The organism is Ruegeria sp. CI8 (genome assembly GCF_056536865.1).
Genome location: NZ_JBQFQL010000004.1, coordinates 335,613 through 362,544 on the forward strand (window position 1 = coordinate 335,613; position 26,932 = coordinate 362,544).

Consider the following 26,932-nt stretch of genomic DNA (forward strand, 5'->3'; position numbering starts at 1 on the left):
CACATACTGCATGGGGCTACTTTTCCGGCAGGAGGTGGTCCCATGCGTCGACTTTTGCTTGCAGTTTCCCTGAGCGCCGGTCTGGCAACAGCCGCAGTTGCCCAAAGTGGCGACATCGAAGCCAATATTGCTGCGCAGATTGAAGCCTTCAAGGCCGATGACTTCGCCACGGCCTTCACCTTCGCCAGCCCCAACATCCAGACAATGTTCCGCACGCCCGAGAATTTTGGCGCGATGGTGCGCAACGGCTATCCAATGGTCTGGCGCCCAGCTGAGATCCGATTTCTGGAATTGCGGCAGATCTCAGGGTTCTGGTGGCAGAAAGTGATGGTGGTGGATGCGAACGGCCGGGTTCACATCCTGGACTATCAGATGGTCCAGCTGGAAAACGGCTGGAAGATCAACGGGGTGCAACTGCTTGGCAACTCCGACCCATCCGCCTGACGCAACACCCACCGTCACGATGATATGAGCGACGGTTAATCCCTTTTCGATACTCAGACCAGCGTGTCCGGGCGGCTTCCGGATCCGAAATCTGGCATGCGCCATAGCCTGAAGAGTGGGCGCGTTTGGGAAAGGGTATTCAATGAACAAGGCAATCACCGACGGAATCGTTTTCACGCCGCCGCAATTCGCGAATGGTCTGGATGTGTGGTCCAGCGGCGACGGCACTCCGGGCTCACCGACCTATGATGGATCGGGAACGGGAGTGTTCGTGCCTGCAGATGCGGAGTTTGGCGGTTGTCTTGAGATACTGAAGGTCAATCCCACGCAGCAACTGCGGTACATGGGGCAGACGCCGCTTCTGCCGGGCTGCTATTTGCAGATCAAGGCGCGGGTCAAAGCGATCAGCGGGCCATTGCCGCAGGTCCGGATCGCTGGATGGGCCGGAGGGGCCGGCGACGTGCACCTTTCCGGACTGACCGAACAGGGCCCGGCCATTCAGCTGTCGGCCTATGGCGTGGTGCACGAGGTCACCGCCATCGTCGGGATTGGACAGCGGCCGGGCGTGGACATGCCTTGGGGCATTTCGGCGCTATACGGGCATTTCGGCCTCGATATCGAGGGGGCAAACGGCGCGCTCGTTCGGATCGATGATCTCGAAATTACCGATGTCACCGGGATCTTCTTGCGCGACATGATCAGCCTTGTGGACGTGCGGGACTATGGCGCGTTGGGAGATGGTGTGGCCGACGACTCGGCCGCGTTTGAAGCGGCAGACCAAGCCGCGGGAGGTCGCCGCATCTATGTGCCGCAGGGAACCTATCACCTGGCACAGGATGTTGGGCTGGACGCGGAGGTCGACTTTGAGGGCACGGTCACGATGCCTGATGACAAGATGCTTATTCTGACCAAGAATTTCGATCTGCCGACTTACATCTCCGCCTTCGGCGATGAAGCCCTGGCCTTCAAAAAGGCGTATCAGGCGCTGTTGAACAACTCGGATCATGAATCGCTGGACCTGGGCGGCCGCAAGATCTCGGTGTCCGAGCCGATCGACATGCAGGCCGCCGTACCCAATCGCGGCAGCTACTCCACTCGCCGCGTGATCCGCAACGGGCAGTTCGACGTCAAGAGCAGCGCCTCATGGGACACCGAGACCTTTACCTCTGTCGCAACATACGATCCGGCGGATCCTTACAAGTTGTCCGGTGTGGCCAACGTGGCCAATATCCCGCTCGGGTCGTTGGTTCAGGGCAGCGGCGTTGGACGTGAGATCTATGTTCGGTCCAAGGATGAAGGTGCCGGTGAGATCACCTTGAACGCACCTATCTATGATGCGGCTGGCACGCAGACATTTACGTTCGTTGCTTTCAAGTACCTGTTGGATTTCTCGGGCTTCAGTGCGCTCCAGAAATTCGCCATGGAAGACATCGAGCTTCAATGCAACGGGCGCTGCAGCGCGATCCGCCTGTCGCCGGGCGGGAACACGTTCGTTTTGAAGAACTGCTTTGTCAGCCGTCCGTTGGATCGCGGCATCACTTCAATCGGGGTGGGGTGCCAGGGCATGTTGATCGACGGTTGCCAGTTCCTGTCCAGTGAAGAGTCTCTGGACGTGCCCGACCGCAGTTCGATTGCCATCAACGCCAATGCCAACGACGTCAAGCTGCGCCACAACCGCGCCGTTCGTTTCCACCACTTCGCGGTTCTGGGCGGAGACAACAACCTGGTTCTGGGCAACCACTTCTTTCAGGGCGACAGCGTGCCGAACGGTGTGCGCAATGCGGGTTTGGTGATGATCGGGGCCTACAACAGTTCTTCGATCGCCGACAATTATATCGACAACTGTTTCATCGAGTGGAGCAATGAGCGCGATGCCGAACCCGACTACACCTCGGGCTATTCCTTCAGCGCCATGAGCATCACCGACAACATCTTCTATTCAAGTGACGTTGCCCCGTGGTTCGCCTATATCGTCGTGCGCCCGCATGGCGTCGGGCATTTTTTGAACGGAATGACGGTCACGGGCAACAAGTTCCGAACGGCGAACGGGTCAATCGACCGCGTGGACAAGGTTGATACAACTTTTGCCGATCTGAATCCTGATCGGCATGTGAATGTCACGTTCGCAGACAACACGTATCACAACGTGACACTCAAGACCGCGAACCCGCTGCGGGTCCGACACGAACAGAATACGGCGGCCTCTGCCTGGACGGTGGACTCGGATGATGCATTCCCCTTTGGTGGGCAGGCCCGCAGCTGTGACAGCGTCGTCGTGCTGGACGGGCTGAGAACCGCCTTTGGAACTCTGCGCTATACGGCCCCCTATGTTCAGTTGCAGCAAGGGACGAACCAGGACCAGATCAAGTTGCGTTGGTCCGAGGCCTTGAGTGGTGAAGTTTCGGTGATCATGCGGATCGAGGTCTGATCCGTGTCGGCCGGTCGCTTTTGGGGCGGCCGGCGCGCAGCATTCAGAACTCGCGCCACAGCGCGAATCTCAGGCCTGGCCTGTCCCGGGCGGCGTTGCGCTCGACCCCGATTATCCAGGTGTTGGGGCCGCTTTCGGATCGAAACATCGCCGAGGGTCGCGCGCTCCAATAGAGCGGGCGGCCAGGTACATAGGACGTTTCGATCTGGAGCAGGGGATTGACCCGACGGTGCGACGACAAACCCACTGTCAGGTCCAGTTTTCGGATCAGAGCGTCATGGCTTCGGTACTCCAGCGCGGCATCAGCCGCCAGCCAGCCACTGCCATATCGGGCCTGAAATCCTTTGCCCCAAGACAGGGTTGCCTTGTACATCGCCCATGCGCGGGTTTCACGGTGATGCGCGCCGACACCCAACTCGGCAGCCAGACGCCCACCGTTGGAAAATTCGGCAATCGGTAGGCGCGCAAACACCACGGCGTGACCGTATAGGTCCTGATGCTCTTCCGCGTCCAAACCCAGCGTCAGATTTGGGCGCATTCCCCATTCCCCATAGAGCCAGGACTTGAAGCGGATGCCCTTCCCGGGCTCGGAAAACGCCGTCAGGGCCAACGATGTGAACGAGGCGCCTTCTTCACGAAGCCATGCCCCGGCCAAGGCCGGAGTCGAAAACACAAGACTTGCACACAGGAAGGCGATCAGGCGGTCCATTTGCGCAGGATCATCAACCTTGGTTAACGGAAGGTTAGCGCTCGGTTCATTTTTCGGAAACTTTTTCGCGCCAGTTCAACGAAAGGCAAGACGTTTGAAAAACCTGTGCTAGGCTTGGGTCAGACAAGGGAGATGACCGATGCCGAAGATATCAAAAGACGCCAGTGTTCAGACCGTTATCACCACTTTCGAAATGACCCCCGGAACCTGTCAGGACCTGCTGGAAGCGTTGACCGACGCCTATGCGAACTTCATTTCCAAGCAGCCCGGTTTTGTCGCGGCCGGACTGCATGTCAACGATGCCCAGACCCGAATCGCGAACTATTCGCAGTGGGAGCGGCGGGAAGACTTTCTGGCCATGCTGCGAACGCCTGAAATGCGCGAGCGCAACCGCAAGATCAACGAATTGTGCAAAAGCTTCGAGCCGGTGATGTACGACGTTGCCGAAACATTTGACTGATCCTGACCTGAATCAAGGTCAGAAGACTTTGGCTACTGCTATCTGAACGCGAAACTCAAGGAGACGCCAGCCATGTATCACAATATTCTTGTCCCGATTTCCTTCGATACCGAGCGTGACACGTCGGGGCCGCTGAAACTGGCCAAACTATTGGCGACGCCAGATGCGAAAGTGACCCTGTTGCATGTTGTCGAGCATATCCCGGACTACGCAATCTCTTACATGCCGGCCGAATACCTGACCGAAGCGCGGCGCGCGATCCAGGATGAGCTGAGCATTCTGGCCGCCAAGCTACCGAACGCCAAGGGCGTTGTGGTCGAGGGCCATTCGGGGCGCACGATTCTGGATTGGGCGGAAACCAACAAACCTGACCTGATCATTATGGCGTCGCACCGACCGGGGATGCAGGATCTGTTGCTCGGCTCGACCGCGACACATGTGGTGCGCCACGCCAGTTGCGCAGTTCACGTCGTTCGCTGATTTGATGGCGGGCAAAGGTCTTCGCGTGTCATCTTCCACGCTTTGCCGAACCCGCCATTGAGAAGCCCATCGACAATCTCGAAACGCACAAAACGGAAATCTGCGAAGTCGATATATAGTCCGGCCTTCGGACGCTGTGACAAGTAGCTTGCCCGAAGCGCGGTATGCTCCTCGGTCGCCCGTGAGATCGGGCGCGCCGTGCAGTGCAGGGTCAGCCGGGGATGGGTCAGTGGATCACCTTTGTCAGCGGGCTCGCCGATCAGCAACGCGCAGGCCGGATTTGCCTCCAACGCGCGTGAGTGCTCCGCCAGATCCGAGATCAGGGTGAGCGGCCATCCAGCACTGTCGGTGGCCAGTGAGATGCGGCTGATCGACGGCAGTCCGTTGTCCGGATGTACCACGGCAAGCGCAGCAAAACGGGCCTGCGCGATGAGATCAAGGGCCAGTTCCCGCACAGTCTCTTCGACCGGTTGAAATGGGTTTCGAGTTGTCACGTGGCGCCCTCGCTGGATTGCGTCATTCCGATGCCTCGGCTTTGCCACATAGTTGGTGTATCGCCAAGCTTATGAAGCTGAAGACAACCGTATACAACGAACCCGCACCAGATCCGCGCTTGGCACGTCGGCAGCGCAAGGCTGATGCCCTGCGCCGACATGCGCTGTCCCCGCTGCGCATTCTGCTGATGGTGCTGGCCCTACCGCTGACGACGGGGATGATCGCGCTGGGCGTATATCTCCGGACCTCGGATCTGGAGCGGACCGAAGCCGTGATGCACCTTGTGGCGCTGGCTGGTTGCGACGCGGCACGCTCCGTTGGTCTTGGGCCGATGCGCGAGGGACAGCTTGGATACCACAAACGCAACGACCCTGACGGCGACGGGATCGCATGCGAGTCCAGTGTCCGGGCCGCGACGCGGTCGGCTGTGCCGGTCCAGGCTCCTGCGTCCACGCAAAGCGCGGCACCCAAACCGCGGGCTGTCGGAAACGCCAAATTTGTCCGCCCCTGACGGTCCTTGAAGACACCTATCTTCATGGTTGAACCTTTTCGCGCACATGATCGCGTTGCCTGTGTCCCTGCGTGATTTGGGCAGGACGTGGTAGGATCATACCGTCCGCTGGCAGTTCGCCGCGGTTCGGGGTCTGGACCCCATGCGAGGGAGGACAACCATGTTTGCACGCGTTACCCAGTTCAAGATGAAGCCCGGCACCCGCGAGGCCGCCACAGCCCGAATGAACGATCTGAAGGATCAGATCATGGGCATGCCCGGTATGCACTGCTTTACGAATGTGATGAACGAGGATGGCAGCGGTTATGTGATCTCGGTCGTCGAGAGCGAGGCGACATCAAACGCAAACGCCCCCAAGGTTGCCGAGTTGTGGGGTCAGTTTGCCGAGTATCTTGAAGGACCTCCGACGCCGATGGGGTATGATGTCATCGCCCATTGGGACAAGGGGTGACATCGGCCGCCACCCGGGGATGGCCTGATGCCTTACAAGATCACACCGCGAATTGCAGCCGAGCTTATCGCGCACGAAGCGATCGTGCGCGAGGCCTATCTGGATTCCGTTGATGTCTGGACCTGGAGTGTGGGGATCACGTCGGCCTCGGGCCACACGGTCTGGCCGCGTTATCTGGACAACCCCCAGACCTTGCGGCGCTGTTTTGAAGTGTATGAGTGGGCTATCCGCACCAACTATCTGCCTGCGGTGGAAACGGCCTTTGCCGGCCACGCCCTGACCGAGGCGCAGTTGGGCGCGGCCTTGTCCTTTCACTACAACACTGGGGCCATAGACCGGGCCGTTTGGGTGCGCAGATGGAAGGCCGGGGATGTGGCCGGTGCTCGACGCGCGATCATGTATTGGCGGCGGCCGCCTGAAATACGCCCACGGCGGCGCAAGGAGCGCGCTCTGTTCTTCGATGGCGTCTGGTCGGGCACGGGCACCGGAACCGAGTACCAGGTGCGAAAACCGTCCTATCGGCCAGACTGGTCCAGCGCGGCGACGGTTCAAATCGGCGACGTTCTGCAAGACCTGTTCGGTTAGGCCCGACAGGTCATGCTTGCTTGCGAAATCCTTGCCGGCCCGTCAGGATCGGCGTCATGACCCGAGACGAATTCAACACCTTCTGCGCCTCTCTCAAGGCCACAAGCCACGTCGTACAGTGGGGCAATGCGGATGTGTGGAAGGTGGGTGGCAAGGTGTTCGCGATCTGCGGCTGGAACGACGGCAAGGATGCCTTTACCTTCAAGGCCACCGACCTGGCCTATGAGGTGCTGCAGGATCAGCCCGGCATCCGGCCCGCGCCTTATCTGGCCTCACGCGGCATGAAATGGCTGCAGGTTTATGACGAACGCGGACTGAGCGACCCGTCCCTGCGTGACCACATCGTGACATCTTACGAGATGGTCGTGGCCAAGCTGACGAAAAAGATGCGGGCCGAACTGGGGTTCTAGCCCTTCATCGCCTGCAGCAGTTCGATCAGCCGCTTGCGGTCATCGTCATCGGCATAGTCGCCCGCGGCCAACCGTTCGGCGATGCGCAGGCGTAGACGCTCGTGCTGGGTGCGCACCTCTTCGCCTGCGGTTTCGGCAAGGGTCTTCATGATCACCGCCACCGCCTGCTGGCGCTTGGTGGTGGGGTTGGCGATGTAGTCGACCAGGCTCTGCTGCCCGGAATCGAGGATGTTTTCCGCCAGCGCCCGCAACTGCTCGCCATTGGGCAGCAGCGGGGCGGGGGTGCCTTCGGGCGGCAGAATCTCGGGCGCGCTGCGTGGGGTTTCAGCCAGGGCGTTGGCGCCATCGACGAAGGCCTCGGTGATCATCCGGGTGATCTTGATCGCGCGCGGATCCTTGAAAAGGGTCGAGGCGATGGCCACGCCGTAATCGGTATAGACCCAAGGATTGACCCGCCGCCCGCCGCGGCCTTTGGGCTTTGAAATCACATTCCGTGATGTCAAATCGGCCACCTCGGCGTCGGTCAGCTGAAAGCGGTAGCCCTCGAACAGGTCCTTGTTGCGCGAGACGGCCTGATTGAAGGCGCTGACGGTTTTTCCGTAGAACCGCGCCAGATCCTCGGCCAGCACCACGCGTGTGCCGCGCACCCGGTGAATGGCGCTTTGGACCTCATGCGTGGAGGGCAGGTTTTTGGCGTTCGTCATGGGAACCGTTTGGAATCACAATTTGTGATTTCAAACGTGGAGGAGAGGGAGGCGGGGTGCAAGAGTGGTGTGCGTGACAACGTGTAAGATGAGATGCAATCCCATCTTACATTTGAACTTCGACGAAACAACGACGTGGGGCACATCCGCACATTTTCAGATTTTCGCGAGCCGACGCAGAACGGCGATATATCTGTAGATTTCTTCTCTCTCAGCATCCTCTACATTCTGAAACTCAGCAAAGGTTTGCCCAGTTTGTTCGAGGCTGAGGCCAAGCCGTCTAAGATATGTCTTAGCCGCGTTTCCTGCAATTCGACGTGTATCCAAATTTATACGGATACTATTTTCACCGTTTGCCAGATGATGGTATCCGCCCTGTTCTTTATAGATACAACCAATAGACTGACATCTGGAAACAAAATCAGAAACGTGCATTTCCGATGCCGATTGATTCCTTGAAATGGTGTTTCTTCTCAGCCAATGACCGATTTTTTCGACAGCATCATCAGGTGAGAGGCGATCAGGAATATTTAAAAACTTCCCTTCCGCGACGCTAACGGTCATCTCATAGATTTCGTCGTCTGATAAGTCGTAAGAGAACACCCTGCCATTGCGATACAATGCGGCTAACAGCGAAACGAGGGCCGTGCGCTTATTTCCATTGTGAAATGCGTGGTTCTGCGTAAGAGAATGAAACAAAGCAGCCATTTTTTGGAAGTCATCTGGATACTTGTCTACACTTCCCATACCAGTCATTGGCCTCGCGCAGGCCGAGTGAACAAGGTTCTCATCACGAGGCCCTGGGGGGCTTACGGGGTCTTCATCATTCAAAAACAACTCGACTAGGCCGTAGTGAATTTCAATGACGTCTTCAAAATCTGGAAGCCAAGCCATACTTTCTCCTGGGTTGAGCATTGTCGCTTTTCTCCCTTCTTGAGTGTGTAGCGTCAATCAGAATCGCTTCCTTCTCTTCACATTCCCACCCCGCTGGCCCGGCCGCCCAGCCGTTGACCGCCCCTGCGATTTCACCGCGTCTTCCGAGGCTTTCTCGACCGCCCATTGACGCGCCATGGGGTCGTCGGCGACGGCTAGGTCGACCGCTTCCAGACGCTTGATCTCGTCGCGGATGCGGGCGGCTTCTTCGAATTCCAGGTTCTCGGCCGCCTTGCGCATCTGCTCGCGCAGCCCGTCCAGATGGGCCTCGAGGTTGGCGCCGTGCATCGGCTTGTCGATGGTGGCGGTGACGCGGTTCATGTCCACGTCGCCAGCATAGAGACCGGCCAGAACGTCCTCGACGTTCTTCTTCACCGTCTCGGGCGTGATGCCGTGTTCCTCGTTATAGGCGATCTGCTTGGCGCGGCGGCGGTTGGTTTCCTCAAGCGCGCGCTCCATGCTGCCGGTGATGCGGTCGGCATACATGATCACGCGGCCCTCGGCGTTGCGGGCGGCGCGGCCGATGGTCTGGATCAGCGAGGTTTCCGAGCGCAAGAAGCCCTCTTTGTCGGCGTCCAGAATGGCGACCAGCCCGCATTCGGGAATGTCGAGCCCCTCGCGCAGCAGGTTGATGCCCACCAGCACGTCGAAGGCCCCCAGCCGCAGGTCGCGCAGGATCTCGATCCGCTCGATCGTGTCGATGTCGGAATGCATGTAACGGACCTTGATGCCCTGTTCGTGCATGTATTCGGTCAGGTCTTCGGCCATGCGTTTGGTCAGCGTTGTGACCAGCGTGCGGAACCCTTTGGCCGAGACCTTGCGCACCTCGTCCAGCAGGTCGTCCACCTGCATCTCGACGGGGCGGATTTCAACCTCGGGGTCCAACAGACCCGTGGGGCGGATCACCTGTTCGGTGAAGACGCCGCCGGTCTGCTCCAGTTCCCACTTGGCCGGTGTGGCGCTGACGAAGACCGACTGCGGGCGCATGGCGTCCCATTCCTCGAACTTGAGGGGACGGTTGTCCATGCAGGAGGGCAGGCGGAACCCGTGTTCGGCCAGCGTGAACTTGCGCCGGTAGTCGCCGCGATACATGCCGCCGATTTGCGGCACCGAGACGTGGCTTTCGTCGGCAAAGACGATGGCGTTGTCGGGGATGAATTCGAACAGGGTCGGGGGCGGCTCGCCCGGTGCGCGGCCGGTCAGATAGCGCGAGTAGTTCTCGATCCCGTTGCAGACGCCGGTGGCTTCGAGCATTTCCAGGTCGAAATTGGTGCGCTGTTCCAGCCGCTGCGCTTCCAGCAGTTTGCCCTCGCCCACCAGCTGGTCGAGGCGCTGGCGCAGCTCCTTTTTGATGCCGAGAATCGCCTGCTGCATCGTCGGTTTCGGCGTGACGTAGTGCGAGTTCGCATAGACGCGGATCTGCTCCATCGTGTCGGTGCGCTCGCCGGTCAGGGGGTCGAATTCGGTGATGGCCTCAAGTTCTTCGCCGAAGAACGAGAGTTTCCACGCGCGGTCTTCCAGGTGGGCGGGCCAGATTTCCAGGGAATCGCCCCGCACCCGGAAGCTGCCGCGCTGGAAGGCCTGATCGTTGCGGCGGTATTGTTGAGCCACCAGATCGGCCATCACCTGCCGCTGGTCGTATTCGTTCCCGACCTTCAGATCCTGCGTCATCGCCCCGTAGGTCTCGACCGAGCCGATGCCGTAGATGCACGAGACCGAGGCCACGATGATGACGTCGTCACGCTCGAGCAGCGCCCGGGTGGCCGAGTGGCGCATCCGGTCGATCTGTTCGTTGATCTGCGATTCCTTCTCGATATAGGTGTCGCTGCGCGGCACATAGGCTTCGGGCTGGTAGTAGTCGTAGTACGAGACGAAATACTCGACCGCGTTGTCCGGGAAGAAGCCTTTGAACTCGCCGTAAAGCTGGGCCGCCAGCGTCTTGTTGGGGGCCAGGATGATGGCGGGGCGCTGGGTTTCCTCGATCACCTTGGCCATGGTGAAGGTCTTGCCGGTGCCGGTGGCGCCCAGCAACACCTGATCGCGTTCGCCGTCCAGGACACCGGCGGCGAGTTCCTTGATGGCCGTTGGCTGGTCACCCGCCGGCGCAAACTCCGTATGCATGACGAACCGCTTGCCGCCCTCAAGCTTCAGGCGGGCGCGGACATCGTCGACGGTCAGCTGGGTTTTGTCAGAATGTGCATAGGGCATCGGCAGGCTCCGCTTGGGCTTCTTACATTTGTTCTTATTTTGTCCGCATGCAACCCCTGCAGCGCCGGTCATTTGCATGGCCCTGCGGCATTTGCAATCTTGTCCCCGCCCGCACTCTGACGCATAAACGGTCGCGACCAATCGAGTATGGAGAGGCGACATGCGCGCACGGATTTACCAGCCTGCAAGAAATGCGATGACGTCGGGTATGGCCAAGACCCGCAAATGGGTTTTGGAATTCGCGCCGGCGTCGGCGCGCGAGGTTGATCCGCTGATGGGCTGGACGTCGTCTTCGGACACGCAATCCCAGGTTCGCCTGAAGTTCGACACCAAGGAAGAAGCGTTGGACTATGCCAAGGATCATGGCATCGAAGTTTTGGTCAGCGAGCCGCACAAGCGCAAACCCAACCTGCGCCAGCGCGGGTATGGCGAGAATTTTGCAACAGACCGCCGCGGTCCCTGGACCCACTGAATGATTGACATCCGCGAGGCGGATCCGACTTCGGCTGCCCTGCGGCCGGTGGTCGAGGCGCATTTCGCGCACAGCGAAACCGCGGGACCCGCCGAAAGCAATCACACAATGGATGCCGAGGCGCTCTCTGGGCCGGATATTCGGTTCTGGGCCTTGTTCGACGACGACGAGCCTGTGGGGTGCGGCGCATTGAAGGCTTTGCCGGACGGGACGGCCGAGGTGAAGTCGGTCCATATCCTGGCCAAAGCACGTGGGCGCGGGTTGGCGCGGACGATGATGAGTCACCTGGCCGAATGCGCCCGCGCCGACGGAATCTCTGCTCTGGTTCTGGAAACCGGCGCTGCCCATCTGGCCGAGTACGACGCCGCACGCAAACTCTATGAAGCGTTGGGATACAGCTATTGCGGTCCGATCTTTGGGTATCACGACGATCCCAACAGCGCGTTCATGCGCTTGGCTCTTGAACCCCGGCTCTAAACCGATCAAGAAGGGCCCAGCGGTCCCGTAGCTCAACTGGATAGAGCAGCTGACTTCTAATCAGCAGGTTGAGGGTTCGAGTCCTTCCGGGATCGCCAGTTACTGATCCAAGTGACGTTCGAGATCCAAAGTCGGTTTTTGCGACAAAAAAGCGGTTTTTTGGAATTGCGCTCGAACCTGCTTTGCCTTTAGCGCTGATCTTTCAACGGCTTATTCGCGATGCGGCGGTTCATTCAATCTGACCGGGTCGGATAGCACAGCCGCAAGCCGTTGCCTGATCATCTGGACCGGTATGCCGAAGTTTTGTCCCCAGGCGGGGACTGCACCCGCTGCGGCGGCAAAGCAAGCCGAAACCCTGATCGTGCAATGGCGTCTCCACTACACTACCGTCAGGCCACACAGCGCATTGGCTAACGTCCGCCTGCACCAGAAAGCATCGCCCGATGGACCGAAGGCCCGCGATGATCTTAAAATCGAACGGGCCACCTCAATTAGACAAGCCACAACACGAGACAACATGCGATTGATCCGAGGGACAGGCTCCCAACAACCAATTGCAAGTGGAAGCGAGATGCCGGTTGGGCGCTGTGCGCTTCCAATCGGGAATATACGCGGCGGGCGTTCATCCAGGCTCCCCAATAGATCAGCAGCGAGATCAACACAAAAAGAGTGGCTGCGGCTTTTGCCAGCCACTCGGGCTCGACGGCGGAAAATACGGCCTTGAGGCCAAGGGCGATGGCCACGCAGGCCATTCCGGTTCTCATCCAACCCGCAAACGTGCGCTCATTTGCCAAAATGGTGCGGTCTTCGGCCCAGTCGGTCCGCTCCTCGGCCAAATTTTGGCTTTTCGTGTTTTTTTTAGACATTGCCGCCCTTTGGACTGGTCACCAGATCAGAATGTGCAGGCTTGCCGGTTTTTCGGCAAGCCTGCACAAGACTTTAAACGCGCGCCGTCGGGTCGCAAAACGACACACGCGCCCGCTCACCGCGTCAGCTTGATTTCGAGATCGCCCGCAGCATCCAAGCTGCCTGCTCATGAAATGCCGAACGTTCGGTCGCCAGATCTTCGGTCACGACGTCTTTGCGGCTTCCTGCAAGCTCGGTCAGGGCGTGCAGGCGGTGCGCCACCCGCTCGTGATCGGCGGCCAGATCTTCGATCATGTCGGCGGCGGACAGGTCCCCTTCGCGATCCTTGATGGCCGAGAAATCGAGGATGTCGGACATGCGCGAGGGTGCCAGATGACCCAGCGCGCGGATGCGTTCCGCGATCTCATCAGCGGCGGCGAACATGTTTTCGTACTGTTCTTCGGTCAGCTTGTGAATCGAATAGAACAGCGGGCCTTCCACGTTCCAGTGATACGCATGTGTCTTGAAGGTCAGCCGGTAGGTATCGGCCAGAACATCAGCCAGACCCTTGGCCAAGGGCGCGGTGTCGCGCACGCCAGTGGAAACGGGGTTTTCGTTCGGGACAACGTTCAATGCGTCGGTCATGACAACTCCTTTTTTCTACTGGGGAAGAAACGCCCAAAGGCGGATTTGGTTCCACTTTCGGCGGAAAAATCAGGTGACGGTGGGCATCCCGCCATCAGCCGAATAGTCGACCGGCACCCGCAGCAAGGTCGGAACGGCGACGTCAGCCGCCGCCTGCAGCGCAGGAGCAAGTTTGCTGTGACTTTCGATATCGTGGTAGACCCAGCCAAAGGATCGGGCCAGTGACTCCCAATCGGGGTTGCCGAAGGAAAACTCGCGCGCACCTGGCTGTTTTTCGTCGATCAGACCATAGCCGTTGTCTTCCCAGACCAGAACAGTCACGGGCACGCACAACCGGGCCGCCGTCTCCATCTCCTGAACGTTCATCAGGAAGTCCCCATCACCACAAACGGCGATCACCCGACCCTCGTCCAACAGGCGCGCAGCCTCGATCGCTCCGGGCAGCGCAAGGCCCATACCGGCCAGGCCGTTCGGAATGATGATTTGCCCCGCCCGGCGCGCTTGAACCTTGCTGGCGACCCAAAGCTTGTGCAGGCCCACGCCAGACAGCAAAACGTCGCTTTCGCGAAGCGTTTCGGAAATCGCCTGACATATGTCCGACGGCGCGACACAAGCGGCATCGGAAGGTGTTGGCCCACCTTCCAGCGAGGCGTCAATCCTCCGCTGAAGATCTTTGAACCAGCTTTGCGGGGGACGTTCGGCCGTGGCCTTTGCCAGAACGTCGATGCAGTGCGGAAGGTCGCCTGTCAGAGCGGCCTTTACCGGCCAGTCCACATCAACGGTCGAGGCCACGTCCGAGACCTCAAGAACCGGCTTCTTACCGCCCATCGAAATGTTCGAGGGTGGATATTCGACCGGGTCAAACCCGATGGCAATGATCAGGTCGCACAGGTCGAAGGCTTCTGATGCCAATTCTTTGCCCGGCTGACCGATCGAATGCAGCGAGAGCGGGTGTCCCGGAGGCAGAACGCCTTTGGCCATGAACGTCGTGACGACCGGGGCAGAAAGGCTTTCTGCAAGTGCCCGAACGTCGCTTGCGGTGCCGGATCGGATCACCCCGTGTCCCGCAAGGATCAAGGGCTTTTTCGCCTCGGCCAGCAGGCGCGCGGAACGGATGACCGCATCGGCCGCCGGTCGCACCTCGGCTGGCGGCGGCGCCACGAAAGGTTCGGCCAGAATCGGGACCTCGGCCAGATCTTCGGGCAGGGAAAGATGGACGGCTCCGGGTTTGTCGAGCTTGCTCAATCGCACGGCCTCGGCCACGACTTGGGGGATTTCATCCGCAACCATCAGCGTTCGGCTCAACTTGGTGACTGGCGCGAAGAGTGCTTCGAGATCGATGATCTGATGGCTTTCGCGGCCCAGCCTGGACCGCGCCCCCTGTCCCGTGAGGGCGATCAGCGGCACATGGTCAAGCGTAGCGTCAGCCACACCGGTGACAAGGTTGGTCGCTCCAGGTCCAAGCGTCGAAAGGCAAACCGCCGGGTTCCCCGTCAATCGGCCGTGAACCGATGCCATGAACGCCGCCGACTGCTCGTGCCGGCACAGGACGAAGTCGATGCTCGACCGGTCGATTGCGGCGATCAGATCGATTGTTTCCTCACCCGGAACACCGAATGCACAGGTCACGCCGTTGGCCTCGAGGCAGGCAATCAGCAATTCGGCGGCGGTTTGGGTATGGACGGCATCTTTCATGGGGCTTTGAACCTCGGGGTACTGTTTCAGGGAGTGCGGATGCGCCGGAGTTTACCCACGGATCAGCCGCAAGATCAGCGAACCGATGAACAGGACCAGAAAGATCACGAAAAGGACCTGTGCGATACCGGCCGAGGCCGATGCGATGCCGCCAAACCCGAAGATGCCAGCAACGATAGCAAGTGCGAAAAAGATCAGCGCCCAAGACAACATGGGATTTCCTTTCATTTTTGTGACTACTGACGGGTCAACGCTTGGAACCCCAGATTCGTTCCGGATCATTTTGGTGGAACCTTTGGCGACCGCCCGCGTTGGGTCGATGAAAGGAGATCTGACATGACACAGAAAACGGCGAAGAAGGCCCCTCAGGACACTCCCCATATCGAGATGGCGGCGCGGATTGACGAAGTGGCCAAGGGGGCCAAATCAGCGTTGGAAGATGGCGTAACCGCAACGCGTGACACGTTGAAGACGGCGCGCGACGAGGCGCAAAAGCAGCTGACACAGACATCCGAGAAAAGTGCCGCATTCGTGCGCGAGAACCCGGGCTTGGCAATGGTCGGAGCGTTGGGCGTGGGTGTCCTGCTGGGCCTCGCGTTGCGCAAGGCGAACCGCAGTTAGAACACGCGGTACACTGCGACCGATATGGGTATCGAATACGTATTGCCGGCCATGCTCGGCTTGGGTTTGGCCGGTTTACTGATTTGGTTTTTCATCAGGAAACGCTGACAGCGCTATTCGTCACTGCCAGGCCAACCAACCCGCCATCCCAAAGACCCAAAGCGCCTCAGCCGCGCTTTGGGTCTTCTTCTATTTCGGGTTTGATCTGGGCGTAGGCCAGCATCGTGAAGACAGCGGTTCCTCCGATGATGTTGCCGGCGAGGACGGGCAGGAAAAAGCTGAAAACGGCTGCGCCTACTGGCAACTGCCCCTGAAGCATCAGAACTGCCATTTCCACCGAACCGGCAACGACGTGGGTAAAGTCACCGGCCGCAATCATCCAAGTGAAGATCACGATGACCAGCACCTCGTTGTTCTGTGCCGAAGGCAGCATCCAAACGATCGCGGCAATCAGGATCCCCGCCGGTATTCCGCGCAGAAAGCCAACCCAGGCGCCCATGCCGGTGGCGTGGTGGCTCAGGTCGTTGATGACCGAGACGAGTTCGGGTGACAACACCGGCGTATGGATCAGGAAGGCAGATATCGCAAACGCCCCCAGCACATTGGCACCCAGTACGATTGCCCACAGCCTGGCGGTTTTGGTGAAGCAGGCAACGGACGGGTTTATCATGGCTGGAACGACAGTCATAATCGTGTTTTCGGTGAACAGCTGCATCCGCCCCAAAATGACTAGGACAAAGCCGAGGGAATAGCCCAGGTTCTCGATCAGAAAGCGCCCGCTGGTTTCGGGCAGATGTGCCCGCAAGATCGCTTCGCCGAGCACCGAAAAGCTGATCAGCACGCCTGCGGCAATCCCGGACCAGAACAACGCTTTGGTCGGGCGGTCCAGTTCCTCCTCGCCGTTTTGGCGGATGGTCTCGAATATCAGACGCGGAGACAGGCCGGACGCTTCTTCGACCGCTTCGCGCTCACTTTCTTTCTCGACAAGATCTTTTCGCGGCGCTTTGTTTTTATCGGACATTTTGACCCCATGTATCGACCTTCAAACCCAACGTTCTGCCGGTCGTTTTGGTTCCGTCAGGTACAAAGTTCCTCAAACCTTCTGAAAGAACTGGGATCACGCCCAGATCTTTGTCGGGAACTTTCGGCCACCTATCGCGTTGTTTCCTTGTAGGAACAACGACACGTAATTCGAAAGGAACTTCGGTATGGTGGAAGTATATGGCATTGGCGGTCTGATCGTCCTGATTTTGTCGATCTGGGCCATAATCTCGATCATCGGTTCGTCTGCGACGACCGGTGCGAAAATCCTGTGGGTCCTTTTCGTTCTGTTGCTTCCGGTCATCGGATTCATCTGCTGGCTGATCTTTGGCCCGAAGGCCGCGCGCAGCGCGATCTGATCAGTTCGGAAATTGTCAGTACAAAAACAAAGCGCGGCATCGGCCGCGCTTTTTTGGTTCAATGGTCTTGGGGCCACAATGCGCCCTGCGCCGGCTCACCCAGGATCTGAACCGACCTTCAAGCCGTTCCCACTGAAATCAATGGCTGCGATCTTGCGTGCAAGATCTGCAGCCGTGAAAGGCCGTATCAGAGCCGCGCATTCAAATTGCGCTTGCACCTCGGGGGACGGGTCCAACAGCAACAGTGCACTGCCGCGTTCAACCAACAGACGCGCGACGGCATCAAATGACGTCTCACTTCTGCGATAGCTCAGAACGCTCAGGGCCGGGGCGAATTTGCGATCCTGCCAGAAATGCCCGCCCGCGTGCAGCTCGCGGATATGGACAATGCGATCGGGCGAAACTCCGGGGATGGCGTCACTGATGTCCGCTGCTTCGATAAAGTTTTCCGTAACAATCAAAACATCTGCTACGCTGCGCGAAGAGGCTTCCATAAATACCATCCTGAAATCTGTTCGATGCCACCGTATGGCAATCCCGCAGCGCCGCAATAAACTATGACACAGCAACGAAAAATTTCTCTGATCGCATGTGCGGACTGTCCGCTGAGGCAGATGGATGTCTTCCTGCCGTTCTCGGAAGAAGACCTGCGGTTCATGCAGGGGTTCAAAACCGGCGAGATGCAGGCCGAACCCGGAACGCAACTGTTCATCGAGGGCGCGAAATCCGCGCATCTGTTCACGGTTCTGAGCGGGATGGGCGTTCGTTACAAAACGTTGGAAAACGGTCGTAGGCAGGTCATCGGTTTTGTGCTTCCCGGCGATCTGGTCGGGTTGCAAGCTGGGGTCATGGGCGAGATGCGGCACTCCGTCGAAGCGACAACCGCGATGCGGCTGTGCGTGTTCAATCGCTCGCGGCTGTTCGAGTTGTATCAAAACCAGCCCGATCGGGCCTTTGACCTGACATTTCTGGCAGCCGTCGAAGAGCATTTCCTGGGCGACGCCCTGACTACCGTCGGCCAGCGCGGCGCGATCGAGAAGATCGCGTGGAGCCTGCACCGCTTCTACACACGGTCGCAGGCCGTCGGATTGGCCAAAGGCTTGCGGTGTCCGCTGCCCTACCGGCAGCAGGATCTTGCGGATGCGTTGGGCTTGTCGCTGGTTCACACGAACAAGACCCTGCGCCGGCTGAAGGATCTCGGTCTGGCCGAGTGGTCCAACAATGTGCTGCAGATCAACGATCTTGAGGGTCTGGCCGAGCTTGGCTTGGTCGAAATCACCGAGGCCGTTCCACGACCGCTGATCTGATCGCGGCGGATGGACAGAAATTGAAAACCGCCGACCGAAAAATCGGCCGGCGGCTTGATCACATGCTTTGCGACTGAAGACCCGGTTTACGACCCTTCGTAGGCCGGCAGGTCCTTCAGCAGCTCCTTGTCGGCGTGAACGAAGGCATAGGTGGCGTCACCATCGACTTCACGCATCAGCGACACACGCGAGAAATCGATCAGAACATCCTTTTCCCCCAAGCCGAGGAACCCGCCGACACCGATCACGGCCCCATCGACCGATCCGTCCATGTCGACGACGACCTCTTCGATCTCGCCGATCCACTCTTGCGAGACGTCATAGACGCGCATGCCGGTCAGGTCTTCGGCCGGGATGGTGCCTTGGGCAACGGGGACATAACCTTCGATGTCGATGGTGGTTGGATCGACCGCATCGGCCATCTGCCCTGCTTTTTCGCTGATGTACTCACCGGTTGCTTCGGCTGCCTGGTCGACGTCTTCCGCCGTGTTCTGCGCAGCGTTCTTGATGTCCTGCGCGGTATTCGACAGCGCATCACCGGCTGCCTCGGCTGCCTCTTCCAGGTTCTTGCCGACTTCTTCGACATTCGAGTTTTCTGCATAGGCCGATGCCGACATCACCAGAACGATCGAAGTTGTGGTCAGAAAACGTTTCATAGCTCACTCCTTTGGTCTGTTCTGACCGCATTTCCCGCGGTCTTGTTGAACAAACGAATGACGCCGCAACTTGTTCCCAGAAAAATGCAAAAATATCTGTTTTGAAAAGAAAAAACCGCGCATCTGCGCGGTTTGACAAGCCGTGTCCAGATACTCAGAGCGGGTGCAGCGGATCGGAAGATCTAGACAGAACCATGTAGTGTTCGTCGTCGGGAATATTGCGTAACTCGGCGAACGGAAAACCCAGGATATCTGGTCGCCCGTAGATCAGGAGAAACCGCAGAGCCTTGGTGTCAGGGTCGAACTCAATATCCTTGAATCTGCCCAACTCACCAGTCGAGTCAAACACCGGGTTGCCCTGCAACTTCGTAAACCATCGGAAGTTGCTACCGGGTGGCGTGGGTTGGGGGCGTTGGCGGAGGGCGTCATTCAGGACCGCCCCCATCACAACCGGTGCAATCGCGTTGCCGAACGGCCCTATGACCAGGGGCGGCAGGCCTTCGATGTCCACTGCAAGGGGATCTTCCTCGTCTTTGCGCTGATGAAGGTGATCCAATTGTTGTTGGGAGAACGCGCACTCTATCTCGCTTGCGCCAAGATCGAGCGTATCGGCCGTGAACGCCACCGGGTCACTCCCCCCGGTCACGCTCAGATTGACCAAGACGTACTCCAACTCGGTCTGCCCAGCGCGGATGGCGATATCGGAAACACGACCAATTGCGTGGTCGGTTCCAGCTGAGACAACGGGCGTGTTGATGAGGTCAGACAGTTTCATAGTCTCGATGATTGCCTTTGGTGTCTATCCTGGGAGTGTGCGGCGCCATTGGTTCGACGCCACCCCACGCGATGTGCGCATCCACCTTTGGGCTACATGTCCTTCATCAGGCGATCCACGATTTCCCGAACGTCCTCTTTCGAGTCTCCGTATTTCTTTTGGATGATGCCTTCCAGTTGCTCGCGATCGCCGCGCGCTTGTTCGAGTTCATCATCAGTCAAATCGCCGAAACGCTCGATCAGCTTGCCTTTGAATTCGGTCCAGCGTCCAAGAATTTGGTCCCAGTTCATGATAATTTCCTTTCGATTGCTTCGTCGCTGTCAGTGAAACGCGCCAAACGCGAACTGGTTCCGGTCGGCGGCGTTTTTTCTGAAACTGACAACGTGCAAGGGCGATCTGACGGTATCCGAACTGGGTCCTCAGTGGCGTCCGAAGTGGTCTTGGGAACAATCTCGCTAGCCATGCGTTGGGGGCTTGAGACCTCAACACAGGAGATCGAACCATGCCACGTCGAACCGAGACCACGGAGAAAGCAAAAGCCCATGCCCAGGATCTGGCCGGCAAGGTCAAGGACACCGTGACCGCCGAGGCCTCGGCCCGGGCCGAAGCCCTGAAAGACAGCGCAGCGCAGGAGGCTGAGAGTGCCGCTCATGCAGCTGACGCAGCTGCCGATGCATTTCCCGACCAATCTGTGCAGCATCAGGTCCTGTCGAGGATTGCCGACAACATGGAGGCAGTGGCTGGGCAAGTGCGCGCTGCCGATTTGGCCAGTATGAGCCGAAAGGTATCTGATTTCGCCCGGGAAAACCCGCTGTTGTTCGTCGGATCGGCTGCCTTGGCTGGGTTTGCCGCAGCCCGTTTTCTGAGCGCGCGTAACACGGGCGCCGCTCAATCCGCATCTTTTGGCGCAGATCCTTGGGATATTGATCCCTCGCCGCTGCATGGGACCTCGGTCGATACGTCGGGTCACACCAGCGCGCTGGCGCGGATGAATGGTGGCCGCAATGCATAACCCCAACGATCTGCGATCGGCACCGGGGCTTTTGGCAAACGCGCTCAAACATCTGTCGGGTTTGCTTCAGGCTGAGGCGAAGCTAGCCAAGGAGGAGTTGTCCCGAAACCTGACGCGAGCGGGCGTAGGGCTGGCCTGCCTTGGCATTGCTTTGATCCTGTTGATGATCGCGCTGAACCTCATGGCCACAGCCTTGGTCGCGTATATCGCCGCCAATGGATTGTCGGTGGGTATGGCCTCGTTGCTTGTTGGCGCGGGCTTGGCACTGGCTGCTGCGTGCCTCGCGCTTTTTGGCCGGTCCCGCATGTCCGCCACCGCGTTGGTCCCCGAGCAAGCCATGAAAAACCTGCAGCGCGACATCGAAGCGATGAAGGAGTCGACCCATGTCTGACCTGACACCCCTTGAAACGCAGATCGCATATGAACGCAGCGCCCTTGCGCGCTCGCTGAATTCTCTGTCGGATACGCTGGCGCCACAGCGCCTGGCCGACGAGGCGAAATCGACACTCGAAGCCTATGGCGGGCAGATCGGTGCGCAGCTCTGGTCCGCGGCTCGAAAAAACCCGGCCGCCTTTGCTCTGTTCGGTGCAGGAGCAGCCCTTTTGGTTGCGGGTCCCGGGTCTGGCTCAAAGAGCACCCAATCCCCGCGCCACGCCATACCTCCGCAGCAGGCTTTCGACGGGTTTGATCAGCGTGTCGCGGACGCCGACAGCCGCATGAAACAGGAGATGACCGGAATGACTGAACACAGCCAATCTGCCAGTGCGCTGTCCGCCGCCTTGGAACGTGGTCTGGACAAGCTGTCCCCCCAAGCCCGTGCCCGTGTGATCGAGGCGCGCAAGGCCGCAATCGGTGCGCAGCAAGCGGTCGAGAAGCGTGCGCGGAAGGCGGCGAAGGCCTCGCAAACCTTCGTTCATGATCAGCCGCTGGCGGCCGGAGCATTGGCGCTGGGCGTAGGTATTCTGGCTGGCGCTCTGCTGCCCAACACCCGCAAAGAGGACGAGTTGCTGGGCCATCGGCGCGATCAGCTGATGCGACAGGCCCAACGGGTTTTGAACGAAGAACTGGACAAACTGCATGCCGCGGCCAACGCACGGCTGGATGAGGCCGCTGATCGGGCCTCTGACGCTTTGCGCAGTCAGTGAAGCGCACCCATGCAAACTGCTTTCAGCTCTCCATCGGCCCTGCGTGCGATGCTGGCGATCCTGACCGGGATTGCCATCATCACCGCTTTGTACCTGGCCCGGTCGATCGTTGCGCCGATCACCTTCGCTTTGGTTTTGGGGGTCGTGGTTGCCCCGCTTGCGGACAAGCTTGAGAAGGTCGGTTGCCCGCGTGTGATATCCGCCTCGGCACTGCTGTTCGTGACCAGCACCGTCATCGTCGCGGCATTCCTTCTGCTTGAACCATTGCTGTCCACGCTGGTCGAACAGTTGCCTGCCATCAAACGCGAGTTGCGCTCTTGGGTCGCCGCGATGTCCGAGTTCATTCGGGGTATCGAAACGCTTGGACGCGAGATCGAGGAAACCGTCGGCGCCGATGGGGCAGCGGAAACGGAGTCCGCCCTTCCGTCAGTGATGGATGCCTTGTGGCTGGCGCCCAATTTCGGATCAAAGATCCTGATTTTCATCGGCACGCTCTTCTTTTTCGTTTTGACCCGACCCGAGCTCTATGCCGCAGCCGGCCCGTTGACGGAGCGGCTGTATCTGGCCGACCGCGCGGTCTATCGCTATTTCGCTGCCGTGACGTTGGTCAATATCGGCCTCGGGACTGTTACGGCCGTGGCCTTGGGGCTGATCGGCATCAATGACGCCGTGGTCTGGGGGGTGGCCGCCGGCCTTCTGAATTTTGTGCTGTATCTCGGCCCGCTGATGATACTGACCGGCCTTCTGATCGCCGGCTTAACCCAGTTCGGCGGAGCCGCGGCCCTGTTGCCCCCCCTGATTTTCCTGGCGATCAATCTGTCCGAGGCACAATTCGTAACACCCGCCTTCGTCGGCCAACGTCTGCAGGTGAACCCGCTGGTTGTATTCATCGCCATCATCTTTGGGCTTTGGCTGTGGGGACCGGTCGGCGCCATCGTCGCGCTGCCGATCCTGCTGTGGTTCGGTGTTTTGATGCACCCCAAGGTCATGAGCCCGGTCTAGACCACCTAGACGATGTTTTCAGTTACCCCCGGAAGAGGTTGCCGCATATCGCGCGCAACGTCTGCGTCATGCGGGACCAGGAAACCGCTGCGCGCTTCGGGGCGCCGCACGCCGTTGGCCTGAACCTCTCGCCCCCACCAGTCGAACGTGGCATCGGGCTCGATCTGTCTGCGCAGATCGTCCGAGAACCACCAATGGTCCACCAAGGCCTGCCGCAGAACCGCGACCCGCTGCCGGGCGGTGATCCGAAGGGCGACCTCTGTGTCCCACCGCAAAGACCGTCCGTTCAGGTTGGCGGACCCGACCAGGGCATGGCTGTCATCCACCACCAGAACTTTGTTGTGAACGTGAATGATCGGAGACCCGCTCAGAACTTCAGCGCTGGCATCAGCCCCACTGGCCGAAATCGGTTGGACCGGGGTCGACACCGAAACCCGGTTTTGGAACCCCTGCTGGATGATCTGCAGGCATTTGGCCTGCAGGTCCAAACCGTATTGCGCGTCCAGTCCGTCATGCCCGCCAAAGGCCACTTCCTCGGGCAAGGCTGGCAGAACAAGCACCAGTTTCAGATCCTGCTTGGAATGGCCCACCTCAGCCAAGGCGTCGGCCAGCCGGGTTGATCTGAAATACTGGGTCTCGATGTGCAGAAGTTGCCGCGCCGCTTGAAAGGCAGCGATGTGCTCATCCTCGATCTCATGCGCGATGGTCTTTGGCGAGAGCCGCCAGAACGCAAACCGGCGTGGGCTGGACAGGGTGCGGCGCAGGTGGGTTGCCTTTGGGTCCGGTTTTCCGGTTGCGATTTCATGTTCGAACCGGTCGATATGGCGCGCGGCTTCGGCGGCCTCGGATCCGCGGACCAGCAATTGAACGTCTGACCAGGTGTTCTTGGCCAGACGGTCGTGATCCGGCGTGTCAAAGCGCCTTTCGTTCAAGTCCAATCCGCCGAGGTAGCAGACCTCATTGTCGATCACGGCGACTTTCTGATGGTGCGACACGGTGTGAAGCCGGGGCAGCGTGTCCGACCCCAGCCGCACCGCCTGCCGTTCGCGTCGTTCGCGGGACAGTTCCTGCATCCGCTGCGCCTTTTTTCGCAAAACCGCGGGTAACAGCGTGGCCCAAGGCAATGCGCCGGCCTGCGCGGGATGCATGGACACGCGAACGCTCAAGCGCGCGGCCAGTTCTAGGCCAAGGATTTCCCCAAGCGCAACTGCCTGCCGTTTGGTGCGCCAGCTCAGTTCGTGTAACTCGGTCGCAAAGATCGGATCGAAATCGCTGATGACCAAATGAAACGAGACACCCTTGCGGATGACATGCTCGATCAGGTCAAACCAGGTATCGCCGATCCGGCGCGCCTCATCGCTTCGCAGCCGTGTCATGAAATCGAATATCCGAAAACTTGCCTTGATCTGGTGCCGGGCCTCCAGAACCGCTTTTTCCAAGGCGGGCCAGGCTTGCTCGGCCGTGATCAGGACTTCAAAGTCATTCTGCTGCGGCACGGGCATCACCGCCTCTCTCATCCGCAATGGTCTGCGGTTCGCTATCGCCTTCTACTTCGGCGATATCGAACGTCACCTCATACACATAATGCGATGACGTCTCGGTTATGGTTTCGGAGCCGTCCAATTGGCGGAGGAAGGCCTGCATCAGCCGTTGACCGATCCCGCCGCTGTGGAACAGATCTGCACCGTCGTCCGTCTGCCCGCGCGTGTTGGAGATTTTCAGATGCAGGGTGCTCTCCTCGGGTCGGGTAAATTCTACTGAAATTGTCGGCGGTCCGTCCTGCGGAACGCCTACGTATTTGACCGCGTTCGTCAGCGCCTCGGCCACCAGCATCGACAGCGTGACGGCCTGATCCTGCCCCAGTTCGACCGGCGCGATCCGGCAGTCGACCTCGACCACCTGACCCAGAATTGGCGGTCGATGCGCCAGTTCGGCCACCAAATGCCCGATCAGAGCCTCGGTGTTGATCGTCGTCATCTGCGAGTTCTGGTTCAAGGTCTGGTGCACCATGGCCAGGCCGCGAACCCGACGCTGCAACTGTTCCAGCAAGCGCCGGGCCTCGGGGGTTTCGGCCTTGCGCAAGTGCATGTTCATGATCGAAGCGATCAGTTGCAGGTTGTTTTTGACGCGATGGTGAACCTCGCGCAACAACAGCGTTTTTTCGACAAGATCCCGTTCGTGCTGCGCCTCAGCCTCGCGGATCAACAAGACCATGCGGTTGAATGCAGTCTGGATTTGCTGGAACTCCTGCGGCGCGCCTGCAAGGCTTTCAATGGGGTCGCGCTCGCCCAACGCAAAGCGACGCACGGCCGAACGCAAGCTGTCGAGATGCCGGATCACCAACCGATGCAGGCCCCACAGGGCAACTCCCAGTCCGGTCACCCACATCAGGATGGGAAACGCAATGGTCAGGGCCGTACTGCCCGCGCCAACAGAGGCCAGCGCCGCCTCGCGCGGCCAACTGCCGATCACGGCAACTTCGCCCGGAATGATGGTGGCAACTGCAAAAACCCGATCCTCGCCGCCAACCGTCTTGGCGGAAAAGGTCTTGCCGGAACTGGATAGAACCAACAGATTTTCCTGCACGGGCGGCAGGAATTGCTGGACCGCGTCCAAGCCCACATTTGACGACAGCACTTCTCCGGTCGCGTCGAACAGGGCGATGACGACGCCGCTCCCGATGTTGCCAACATCCAGGGGCGTCCGTGCCAGCGCATGAGGTATCGAGATGGAAACGAACCCCACAAGCTCGGTCCTGTTCAGGACCGGCTGGGTCACGATGATCACCGATTGCCCGGTCGCCTCGCCGGCACGATTGACAGAAAACGTAAGTTGCGGATTTTCAGAGATCTGCCCGAAACCGGGCGCGTCCGACAAATCGATGGTTCGCTCGACGGTCGAGCAGGCCATGACCCCGTTTGGCTGAATAAATCCGGCAAATACGAACTCGGGCTGGCGTTCGACGAACCGGCGCATGAGGTCCGAACAAGCAGCATTGTCCAAGCCTCCCTCGGCAAGCGCTGCTGTGAGTCCCGAACTTGCACCAACGGCTTTTTGCAAAAGCTCCCGTTCCCGGCTGGCCGCCTCAATCGTGCGCGCCAGCACCGAGGCCCGCGATCTTTCGTCGGCCTCGGTAATAACAGCGCGTGTCTGCAATACCGCAATCAGCCCCAAAGGCAGAAGTGCCAGAGTGACCAGCGCTGCAAGATAAACGGTCAGGCTGCGCGGCTTCGCATCCATCGATCGTCAGGCCGCCGGTTGCGTCTGAACGATTGCCGCCGTTACCGCATCGGTCAATTCGATGGGTTCGTCATCTTCCAAACCCATCAGTTCGGCCAGTTGCGCGCGGGCCCGGTTCACCCGGCTTTTGATCGTTCCAAGGGCGACACCGCACATCTCGGCCGCTTCCTCATAGGAAAACCCTTGTGCACCGACCAGCACCAACGCTTCGCGTTGCTCATCCGTCAACTGATCAAAAGCAACCGCAAAATCCTTCAAGGCCAAACGTCCGTCATGGTCGGGCTTTTGCGACAGGCCCTCGGCCATGGCACCATCGATATCCTCGACCTCGCGCTTGCGTTTGCGGTGCAGAGAAAAATAGGTGTTCCGGACGATGGTGAACAGCCAAGCCCGCATGTTGGTGCCTTCTTGGAACGAGTCGATATTGCTCCATGCCTTGATCAATGCGTCCTGCACGATGTCATCGGCCGTGGCGCCGTTTCGGCACAAGCTGATCGCAAAGGCACGCATCGCGCCAATATGTTCGACGAGCTCTTCTCGCGGATCAACCATCCGAGCCTCCCGTGTCACCGCTTTTGGAGACACTGGTCTGATTGCGCAGTTTTTCAAGAAGATCGACGAACCGGTCCGGAACCGGTTCGTTGGCAACCTCATCGAAAGCCCGCTTGAGGTTCTCGTCGATCCTTTGCTCTATTTCTTGCCGATGGCTTCGGCTTGGCTGTGGTTTTGTCATGGCATCATCAAAAATTTTTACTTTTGCTGGAACCATAACGCCCCAGTATGCGTTTGGTTCCCGAGTTTAGAGAAAAAAATGAGGAAAA

The 26,932-nt window shown here is 59.3% G+C and carries 35 protein-coding genes and 1 tRNA gene; 18 read left to right on the forward strand and 18 right to left on the reverse strand.

Annotated features, from left to right (window positions below):
• Nucleotides 1-42 precede the first annotated feature (42 nt).
• Nucleotides 43-444: a DUF4864 domain-containing protein gene (locus tag ACR0DA_RS16815; protein ID WP_170343260.1), complete on the forward strand. Its 402-nt coding sequence runs from the start codon at nucleotides 43-45 to the stop codon at nucleotides 442-444.
• A 142-nt stretch (nucleotides 445-586) separates the two neighbouring features.
• Nucleotides 587-2,872 (forward strand): glycosyl hydrolase family 28-related protein, encoded by a 2,286-nt coding sequence (locus ACR0DA_RS16820; protein ID WP_480754993.1) that lies wholly within the window; start codon nucleotides 587-589, stop codon nucleotides 2,870-2,872.
• 43 nt (nucleotides 2,873-2,915) lie between these two features.
• On the opposite strand, the gene ACR0DA_RS16825 is transcribed toward ACR0DA_RS16820, so the two are convergent.
• Nucleotides 2,916-3,581 carry a hypothetical protein gene (locus tag ACR0DA_RS16825; protein WP_480754994.1) on the reverse strand — a complete coding sequence of 222 codons (666 nt, stop codon included), beginning with the start codon at nucleotides 3,579-3,581 and terminating at the stop codon, nucleotides 2,916-2,918.
• A 139-nt stretch (nucleotides 3,582-3,720) separates the two neighbouring features.
• Between ACR0DA_RS16825 and ACR0DA_RS16830 the strand changes: the two genes are divergently transcribed.
• Both ACR0DA_RS16830 and ACR0DA_RS16835 read left to right on the forward strand, forming a co-directional pair.
• Nucleotides 3,721-4,041 (forward strand): antibiotic biosynthesis monooxygenase family protein, encoded by a 321-nt coding sequence (locus ACR0DA_RS16830; RefSeq protein ID WP_093963400.1) that lies wholly within the window; start codon nucleotides 3,721-3,723, stop codon nucleotides 4,039-4,041.
• A 72-nt stretch (nucleotides 4,042-4,113) separates the two neighbouring features.
• Complete coding sequence (locus ACR0DA_RS16835) at nucleotides 4,114-4,521, forward strand: universal stress protein (protein ID WP_170601214.1); 408 nt, start codon at nucleotides 4,114-4,116, stop codon at nucleotides 4,519-4,521.
• On the opposite strand, the gene ACR0DA_RS16840 is transcribed toward ACR0DA_RS16835, so the two are convergent.
• Nucleotides 4,506-4,976: a HugZ family pyridoxamine 5'-phosphate oxidase gene (locus tag ACR0DA_RS16840; RefSeq protein WP_480754996.1), complete on the reverse strand. Its 471-nt coding sequence runs from the start codon at nucleotides 4,974-4,976 to the stop codon at nucleotides 4,506-4,508. The genes ACR0DA_RS16835 and ACR0DA_RS16840 overlap by 16 nt on opposite strands.
• A gap of 158 nt (nucleotides 4,977-5,134) precedes the next feature.
• On the opposite strand from ACR0DA_RS16840, the gene ACR0DA_RS16845 reads away from it, so the two are divergent.
• The 4 genes from ACR0DA_RS16845 to ACR0DA_RS16860 all read left to right on the forward strand — a co-directional run bounded on the left by ACR0DA_RS16845 (nucleotide 5,135) and on the right by ACR0DA_RS16860 (nucleotide 6,973).
• A complete protein-coding gene (locus ACR0DA_RS16845) occupies nucleotides 5,135-5,527 on the forward strand; it encodes an excalibur calcium-binding domain-containing protein (protein WP_254435647.1) in 393 nt (130 codons plus the stop codon).
• Nucleotides 5,528-5,687: 160 nt separating this feature from the next.
• Nucleotides 5,688-5,978, forward strand: a complete 291-nt coding sequence (locus ACR0DA_RS16850) for a hypothetical protein (protein WP_170360267.1) — start codon at nucleotides 5,688-5,690, stop codon at nucleotides 5,976-5,978.
• Between the two features lie 27 nt (nucleotides 5,979-6,005).
• The gene (locus ACR0DA_RS16855) at nucleotides 6,006-6,563 is read left to right on the forward strand and encodes a lysozyme (protein WP_170367709.1); all 558 of its coding nucleotides are present in this window, start codon (nucleotides 6,006-6,008) and stop codon (nucleotides 6,561-6,563) included.
• Nucleotides 6,564-6,619: 56 nt separating this feature from the next.
• Nucleotides 6,620-6,973: an MmcQ/YjbR family DNA-binding protein gene (locus ACR0DA_RS16860; protein ID WP_480754999.1), complete on the forward strand. Its 354-nt coding sequence runs from the start codon at nucleotides 6,620-6,622 to the stop codon at nucleotides 6,971-6,973.
• Here ACR0DA_RS16860 and ACR0DA_RS16865 read toward each other — a convergent pair.
• The 3 genes from ACR0DA_RS16865 to uvrB all read right to left on the reverse strand — a co-directional run bounded on the left by ACR0DA_RS16865 (nucleotide 6,970) and on the right by uvrB (nucleotide 10,818).
• Nucleotides 6,970-7,677 carry an ORF6N domain-containing protein gene (locus tag ACR0DA_RS16865; protein WP_480632451.1) on the reverse strand — a complete coding sequence of 236 codons (708 nt, stop codon included), beginning with the start codon at nucleotides 7,675-7,677 and terminating at the stop codon, nucleotides 6,970-6,972. The two genes, ACR0DA_RS16860 and ACR0DA_RS16865, sit on opposite strands and share 4 nt — an antisense overlap.
• A 156-nt stretch (nucleotides 7,678-7,833) precedes the next feature.
• On the reverse strand, nucleotides 7,834-8,571 hold the full coding sequence (locus ACR0DA_RS16870; protein WP_480755001.1) for a type II toxin-antitoxin system death-on-curing family toxin: 738 nt from the start codon (nucleotides 8,569-8,571) through the stop codon (nucleotides 7,834-7,836).
• Nucleotides 8,572-8,628: 57 nt separating this feature from the next.
• The gene (uvrB, locus tag ACR0DA_RS16875) at nucleotides 8,629-10,818 is read right to left on the reverse strand and encodes an excinuclease ABC subunit UvrB (protein ID WP_480755003.1); all 2,190 of its coding nucleotides are present in this window, start codon (nucleotides 10,816-10,818) and stop codon (nucleotides 8,629-8,631) included.
• A gap of 160 nt (nucleotides 10,819-10,978) precedes the next feature.
• Between uvrB and ACR0DA_RS16880 the strand changes: the two genes are divergently transcribed.
• From ACR0DA_RS16880 to ACR0DA_RS16890, 3 genes are all read left to right on the forward strand, one after another.
• A complete protein-coding gene (locus ACR0DA_RS16880) occupies nucleotides 10,979-11,290 on the forward strand; it encodes an ETC complex I subunit (RefSeq protein WP_093963390.1) in 312 nt (103 codons plus the stop codon).
• Complete coding sequence (locus tag ACR0DA_RS16885; protein WP_480755004.1) at nucleotides 11,291-11,767, forward strand: GNAT family N-acetyltransferase; 477 nt, start codon at nucleotides 11,291-11,293, stop codon at nucleotides 11,765-11,767. It abuts the gene before it with no gap.
• Between the two features lie 21 nt (nucleotides 11,768-11,788).
• Nucleotides 11,789-11,865 (forward strand) — tRNA-Arg (locus ACR0DA_RS16890).
• A gap of 393 nt (nucleotides 11,866-12,258) precedes the next feature.
• Here the strand turns inward: ACR0DA_RS16890 and ACR0DA_RS16895 are convergent.
• From ACR0DA_RS16895 to ACR0DA_RS16910, 4 genes are all read right to left on the reverse strand, one after another.
• Nucleotides 12,259-12,633, reverse strand: coding sequence for a YidH family protein (locus ACR0DA_RS16895; protein WP_170365270.1), 375 nt, complete (start codon nucleotides 12,631-12,633; stop codon nucleotides 12,259-12,261).
• A gap of 124 nt (nucleotides 12,634-12,757) precedes the next feature.
• Nucleotides 12,758-13,258: a Dps family protein gene (locus tag ACR0DA_RS16900; protein WP_170360286.1), complete on the reverse strand. Its 501-nt coding sequence runs from the start codon at nucleotides 13,256-13,258 to the stop codon at nucleotides 12,758-12,760.
• A 69-nt stretch (nucleotides 13,259-13,327) separates the two neighbouring features.
• Nucleotides 13,328-14,953 carry an acetolactate synthase large subunit gene (locus tag ACR0DA_RS16905; protein ID WP_480755006.1) on the reverse strand — a complete coding sequence of 542 codons (1,626 nt, stop codon included), beginning with the start codon at nucleotides 14,951-14,953 and terminating at the stop codon, nucleotides 13,328-13,330.
• A 51-nt stretch (nucleotides 14,954-15,004) separates the two neighbouring features.
• The gene (locus tag ACR0DA_RS16910; RefSeq protein ID WP_170339293.1) at nucleotides 15,005-15,166 is read right to left on the reverse strand and encodes a DUF1328 domain-containing protein; all 162 of its coding nucleotides are present in this window, start codon (nucleotides 15,164-15,166) and stop codon (nucleotides 15,005-15,007) included.
• Between the two features lie 123 nt (nucleotides 15,167-15,289).
• Between ACR0DA_RS16910 and ACR0DA_RS16915 the strand changes: the two genes are divergently transcribed.
• The gene (locus tag ACR0DA_RS16915) at nucleotides 15,290-15,574 is read left to right on the forward strand and encodes a hypothetical protein (protein ID WP_480755007.1); all 285 of its coding nucleotides are present in this window, start codon (nucleotides 15,290-15,292) and stop codon (nucleotides 15,572-15,574) included.
• Nucleotides 15,575-15,740: 166 nt separating this feature from the next.
• On the opposite strand, the gene ACR0DA_RS16920 is transcribed toward ACR0DA_RS16915, so the two are convergent.
• Nucleotides 15,741-16,595, reverse strand: coding sequence for a formate/nitrite transporter family protein (locus tag ACR0DA_RS16920; RefSeq protein WP_480755009.1), 855 nt, complete (start codon nucleotides 16,593-16,595; stop codon nucleotides 15,741-15,743).
• A 187-nt stretch (nucleotides 16,596-16,782) separates the two neighbouring features.
• Here ACR0DA_RS16920 and ACR0DA_RS16925 point away from each other — a divergent pair, with 187 nt between their 5' ends.
• The gene (locus tag ACR0DA_RS16925) at nucleotides 16,783-16,974 is read left to right on the forward strand and encodes a PLD nuclease N-terminal domain-containing protein (protein ID WP_480755010.1); all 192 of its coding nucleotides are present in this window, start codon (nucleotides 16,783-16,785) and stop codon (nucleotides 16,972-16,974) included.
• A 95-nt stretch (nucleotides 16,975-17,069) separates the two neighbouring features.
• Here the strand turns inward: ACR0DA_RS16925 and ACR0DA_RS16930 are convergent, their stop codons facing one another.
• Nucleotides 17,070-17,468 carry a hypothetical protein gene (locus ACR0DA_RS16930; RefSeq protein ID WP_480755011.1) on the reverse strand — a complete coding sequence of 133 codons (399 nt, stop codon included), beginning with the start codon at nucleotides 17,466-17,468 and terminating at the stop codon, nucleotides 17,070-17,072.
• 63 nt (nucleotides 17,469-17,531) lie between these two features.
• Between ACR0DA_RS16930 and ACR0DA_RS16935 the strand changes: the two genes are divergently transcribed.
• Entirely contained in the window at nucleotides 17,532-18,281 is a 750-nt protein-coding gene (locus ACR0DA_RS16935; protein WP_480643480.1) for a Crp/Fnr family transcriptional regulator, read from the forward strand.
• Nucleotides 18,282-18,367: 86 nt separating this feature from the next.
• Here the strand turns inward: ACR0DA_RS16935 and ACR0DA_RS16940 are convergent, their stop codons facing one another.
• The 3 genes from ACR0DA_RS16940 to ACR0DA_RS16950 form a co-directional block, all read right to left on the reverse strand.
• Nucleotides 18,368-18,937, reverse strand: a complete 570-nt coding sequence (locus ACR0DA_RS16940) for a PRC-barrel domain-containing protein (protein ID WP_480755013.1) — start codon at nucleotides 18,935-18,937, stop codon at nucleotides 18,368-18,370.
• Between the two features lie 154 nt (nucleotides 18,938-19,091).
• Nucleotides 19,092-19,712 (reverse strand): PRC-barrel domain-containing protein, encoded by a 621-nt coding sequence (locus ACR0DA_RS16945; protein WP_480755015.1) that lies wholly within the window; start codon nucleotides 19,710-19,712, stop codon nucleotides 19,092-19,094.
• Nucleotides 19,713-19,804: 92 nt separating this feature from the next.
• Nucleotides 19,805-20,002, reverse strand: coding sequence for a CsbD family protein (locus ACR0DA_RS16950; RefSeq protein ID WP_170448364.1), 198 nt, complete (start codon nucleotides 20,000-20,002; stop codon nucleotides 19,805-19,807).
• 212 nt (nucleotides 20,003-20,214) lie between these two features.
• Between ACR0DA_RS16950 and ACR0DA_RS16955 the strand changes: the two genes are divergently transcribed.
• The 4 genes from ACR0DA_RS16955 to ACR0DA_RS16970 are packed head-to-tail and all read left to right on the forward strand — an operon-like array spanning nucleotide 20,215 to nucleotide 22,871.
• Nucleotides 20,215-20,724, forward strand: coding sequence for a hypothetical protein (locus ACR0DA_RS16955; protein WP_170601191.1), 510 nt, complete (start codon nucleotides 20,215-20,217; stop codon nucleotides 20,722-20,724).
• Nucleotides 20,717-21,115, forward strand: a complete 399-nt coding sequence (locus ACR0DA_RS16960) for a phage holin family protein (protein ID WP_170601189.1) — start codon at nucleotides 20,717-20,719, stop codon at nucleotides 21,113-21,115. Before ACR0DA_RS16955 ends, ACR0DA_RS16960 begins: the two co-directional genes overlap by 8 nt.
• Nucleotides 21,108-21,869, forward strand: a complete 762-nt coding sequence (locus ACR0DA_RS16965) for a hypothetical protein (RefSeq protein ID WP_480755017.1) — start codon at nucleotides 21,108-21,110, stop codon at nucleotides 21,867-21,869. The genes ACR0DA_RS16960 and ACR0DA_RS16965 overlap by 8 nt, the downstream gene beginning before the upstream one ends.
• A 9-nt stretch (nucleotides 21,870-21,878) precedes the next feature.
• Entirely contained in the window at nucleotides 21,879-22,871 is a 993-nt protein-coding gene (locus ACR0DA_RS16970; protein ID WP_170420620.1) for an AI-2E family transporter, read from the forward strand.
• Nucleotides 22,872-22,876: 5 nt separating this feature from the next.
• Here the strand turns inward: ACR0DA_RS16970 and ACR0DA_RS16975 are convergent, their stop codons facing one another.
• The 4 genes from ACR0DA_RS16975 to ACR0DA_RS16990 are packed head-to-tail and all read right to left on the reverse strand — an operon-like array spanning nucleotide 22,877 to nucleotide 26,880.
• On the reverse strand, nucleotides 22,877-24,373 hold the full coding sequence (locus ACR0DA_RS16975) for a phospholipase D family protein (RefSeq protein WP_170510844.1): 1,497 nt from the start codon (nucleotides 24,371-24,373) through the stop codon (nucleotides 22,877-22,879).
• A complete protein-coding gene (locus ACR0DA_RS16980; protein WP_480755018.1) occupies nucleotides 24,351-26,111 on the reverse strand; it encodes a sensor histidine kinase in 1,761 nt (586 codons plus the stop codon). The genes ACR0DA_RS16975 and ACR0DA_RS16980 overlap by 23 nt, the downstream gene beginning before the upstream one ends.
• 6 nt (nucleotides 26,112-26,117) lie before the next feature.
• Nucleotides 26,118-26,663 carry an RNA polymerase sigma factor gene (locus ACR0DA_RS16985; RefSeq protein WP_480755019.1) on the reverse strand — a complete coding sequence of 182 codons (546 nt, stop codon included), beginning with the start codon at nucleotides 26,661-26,663 and terminating at the stop codon, nucleotides 26,118-26,120.
• Nucleotides 26,656-26,880, reverse strand: a complete 225-nt coding sequence (locus ACR0DA_RS16990) for a NepR family anti-sigma factor (RefSeq protein WP_244952464.1) — start codon at nucleotides 26,878-26,880, stop codon at nucleotides 26,656-26,658. The genes ACR0DA_RS16985 and ACR0DA_RS16990 overlap by 8 nt, the downstream gene beginning before the upstream one ends.
• Nucleotides 26,881-26,932 lie beyond the last annotated feature (52 nt).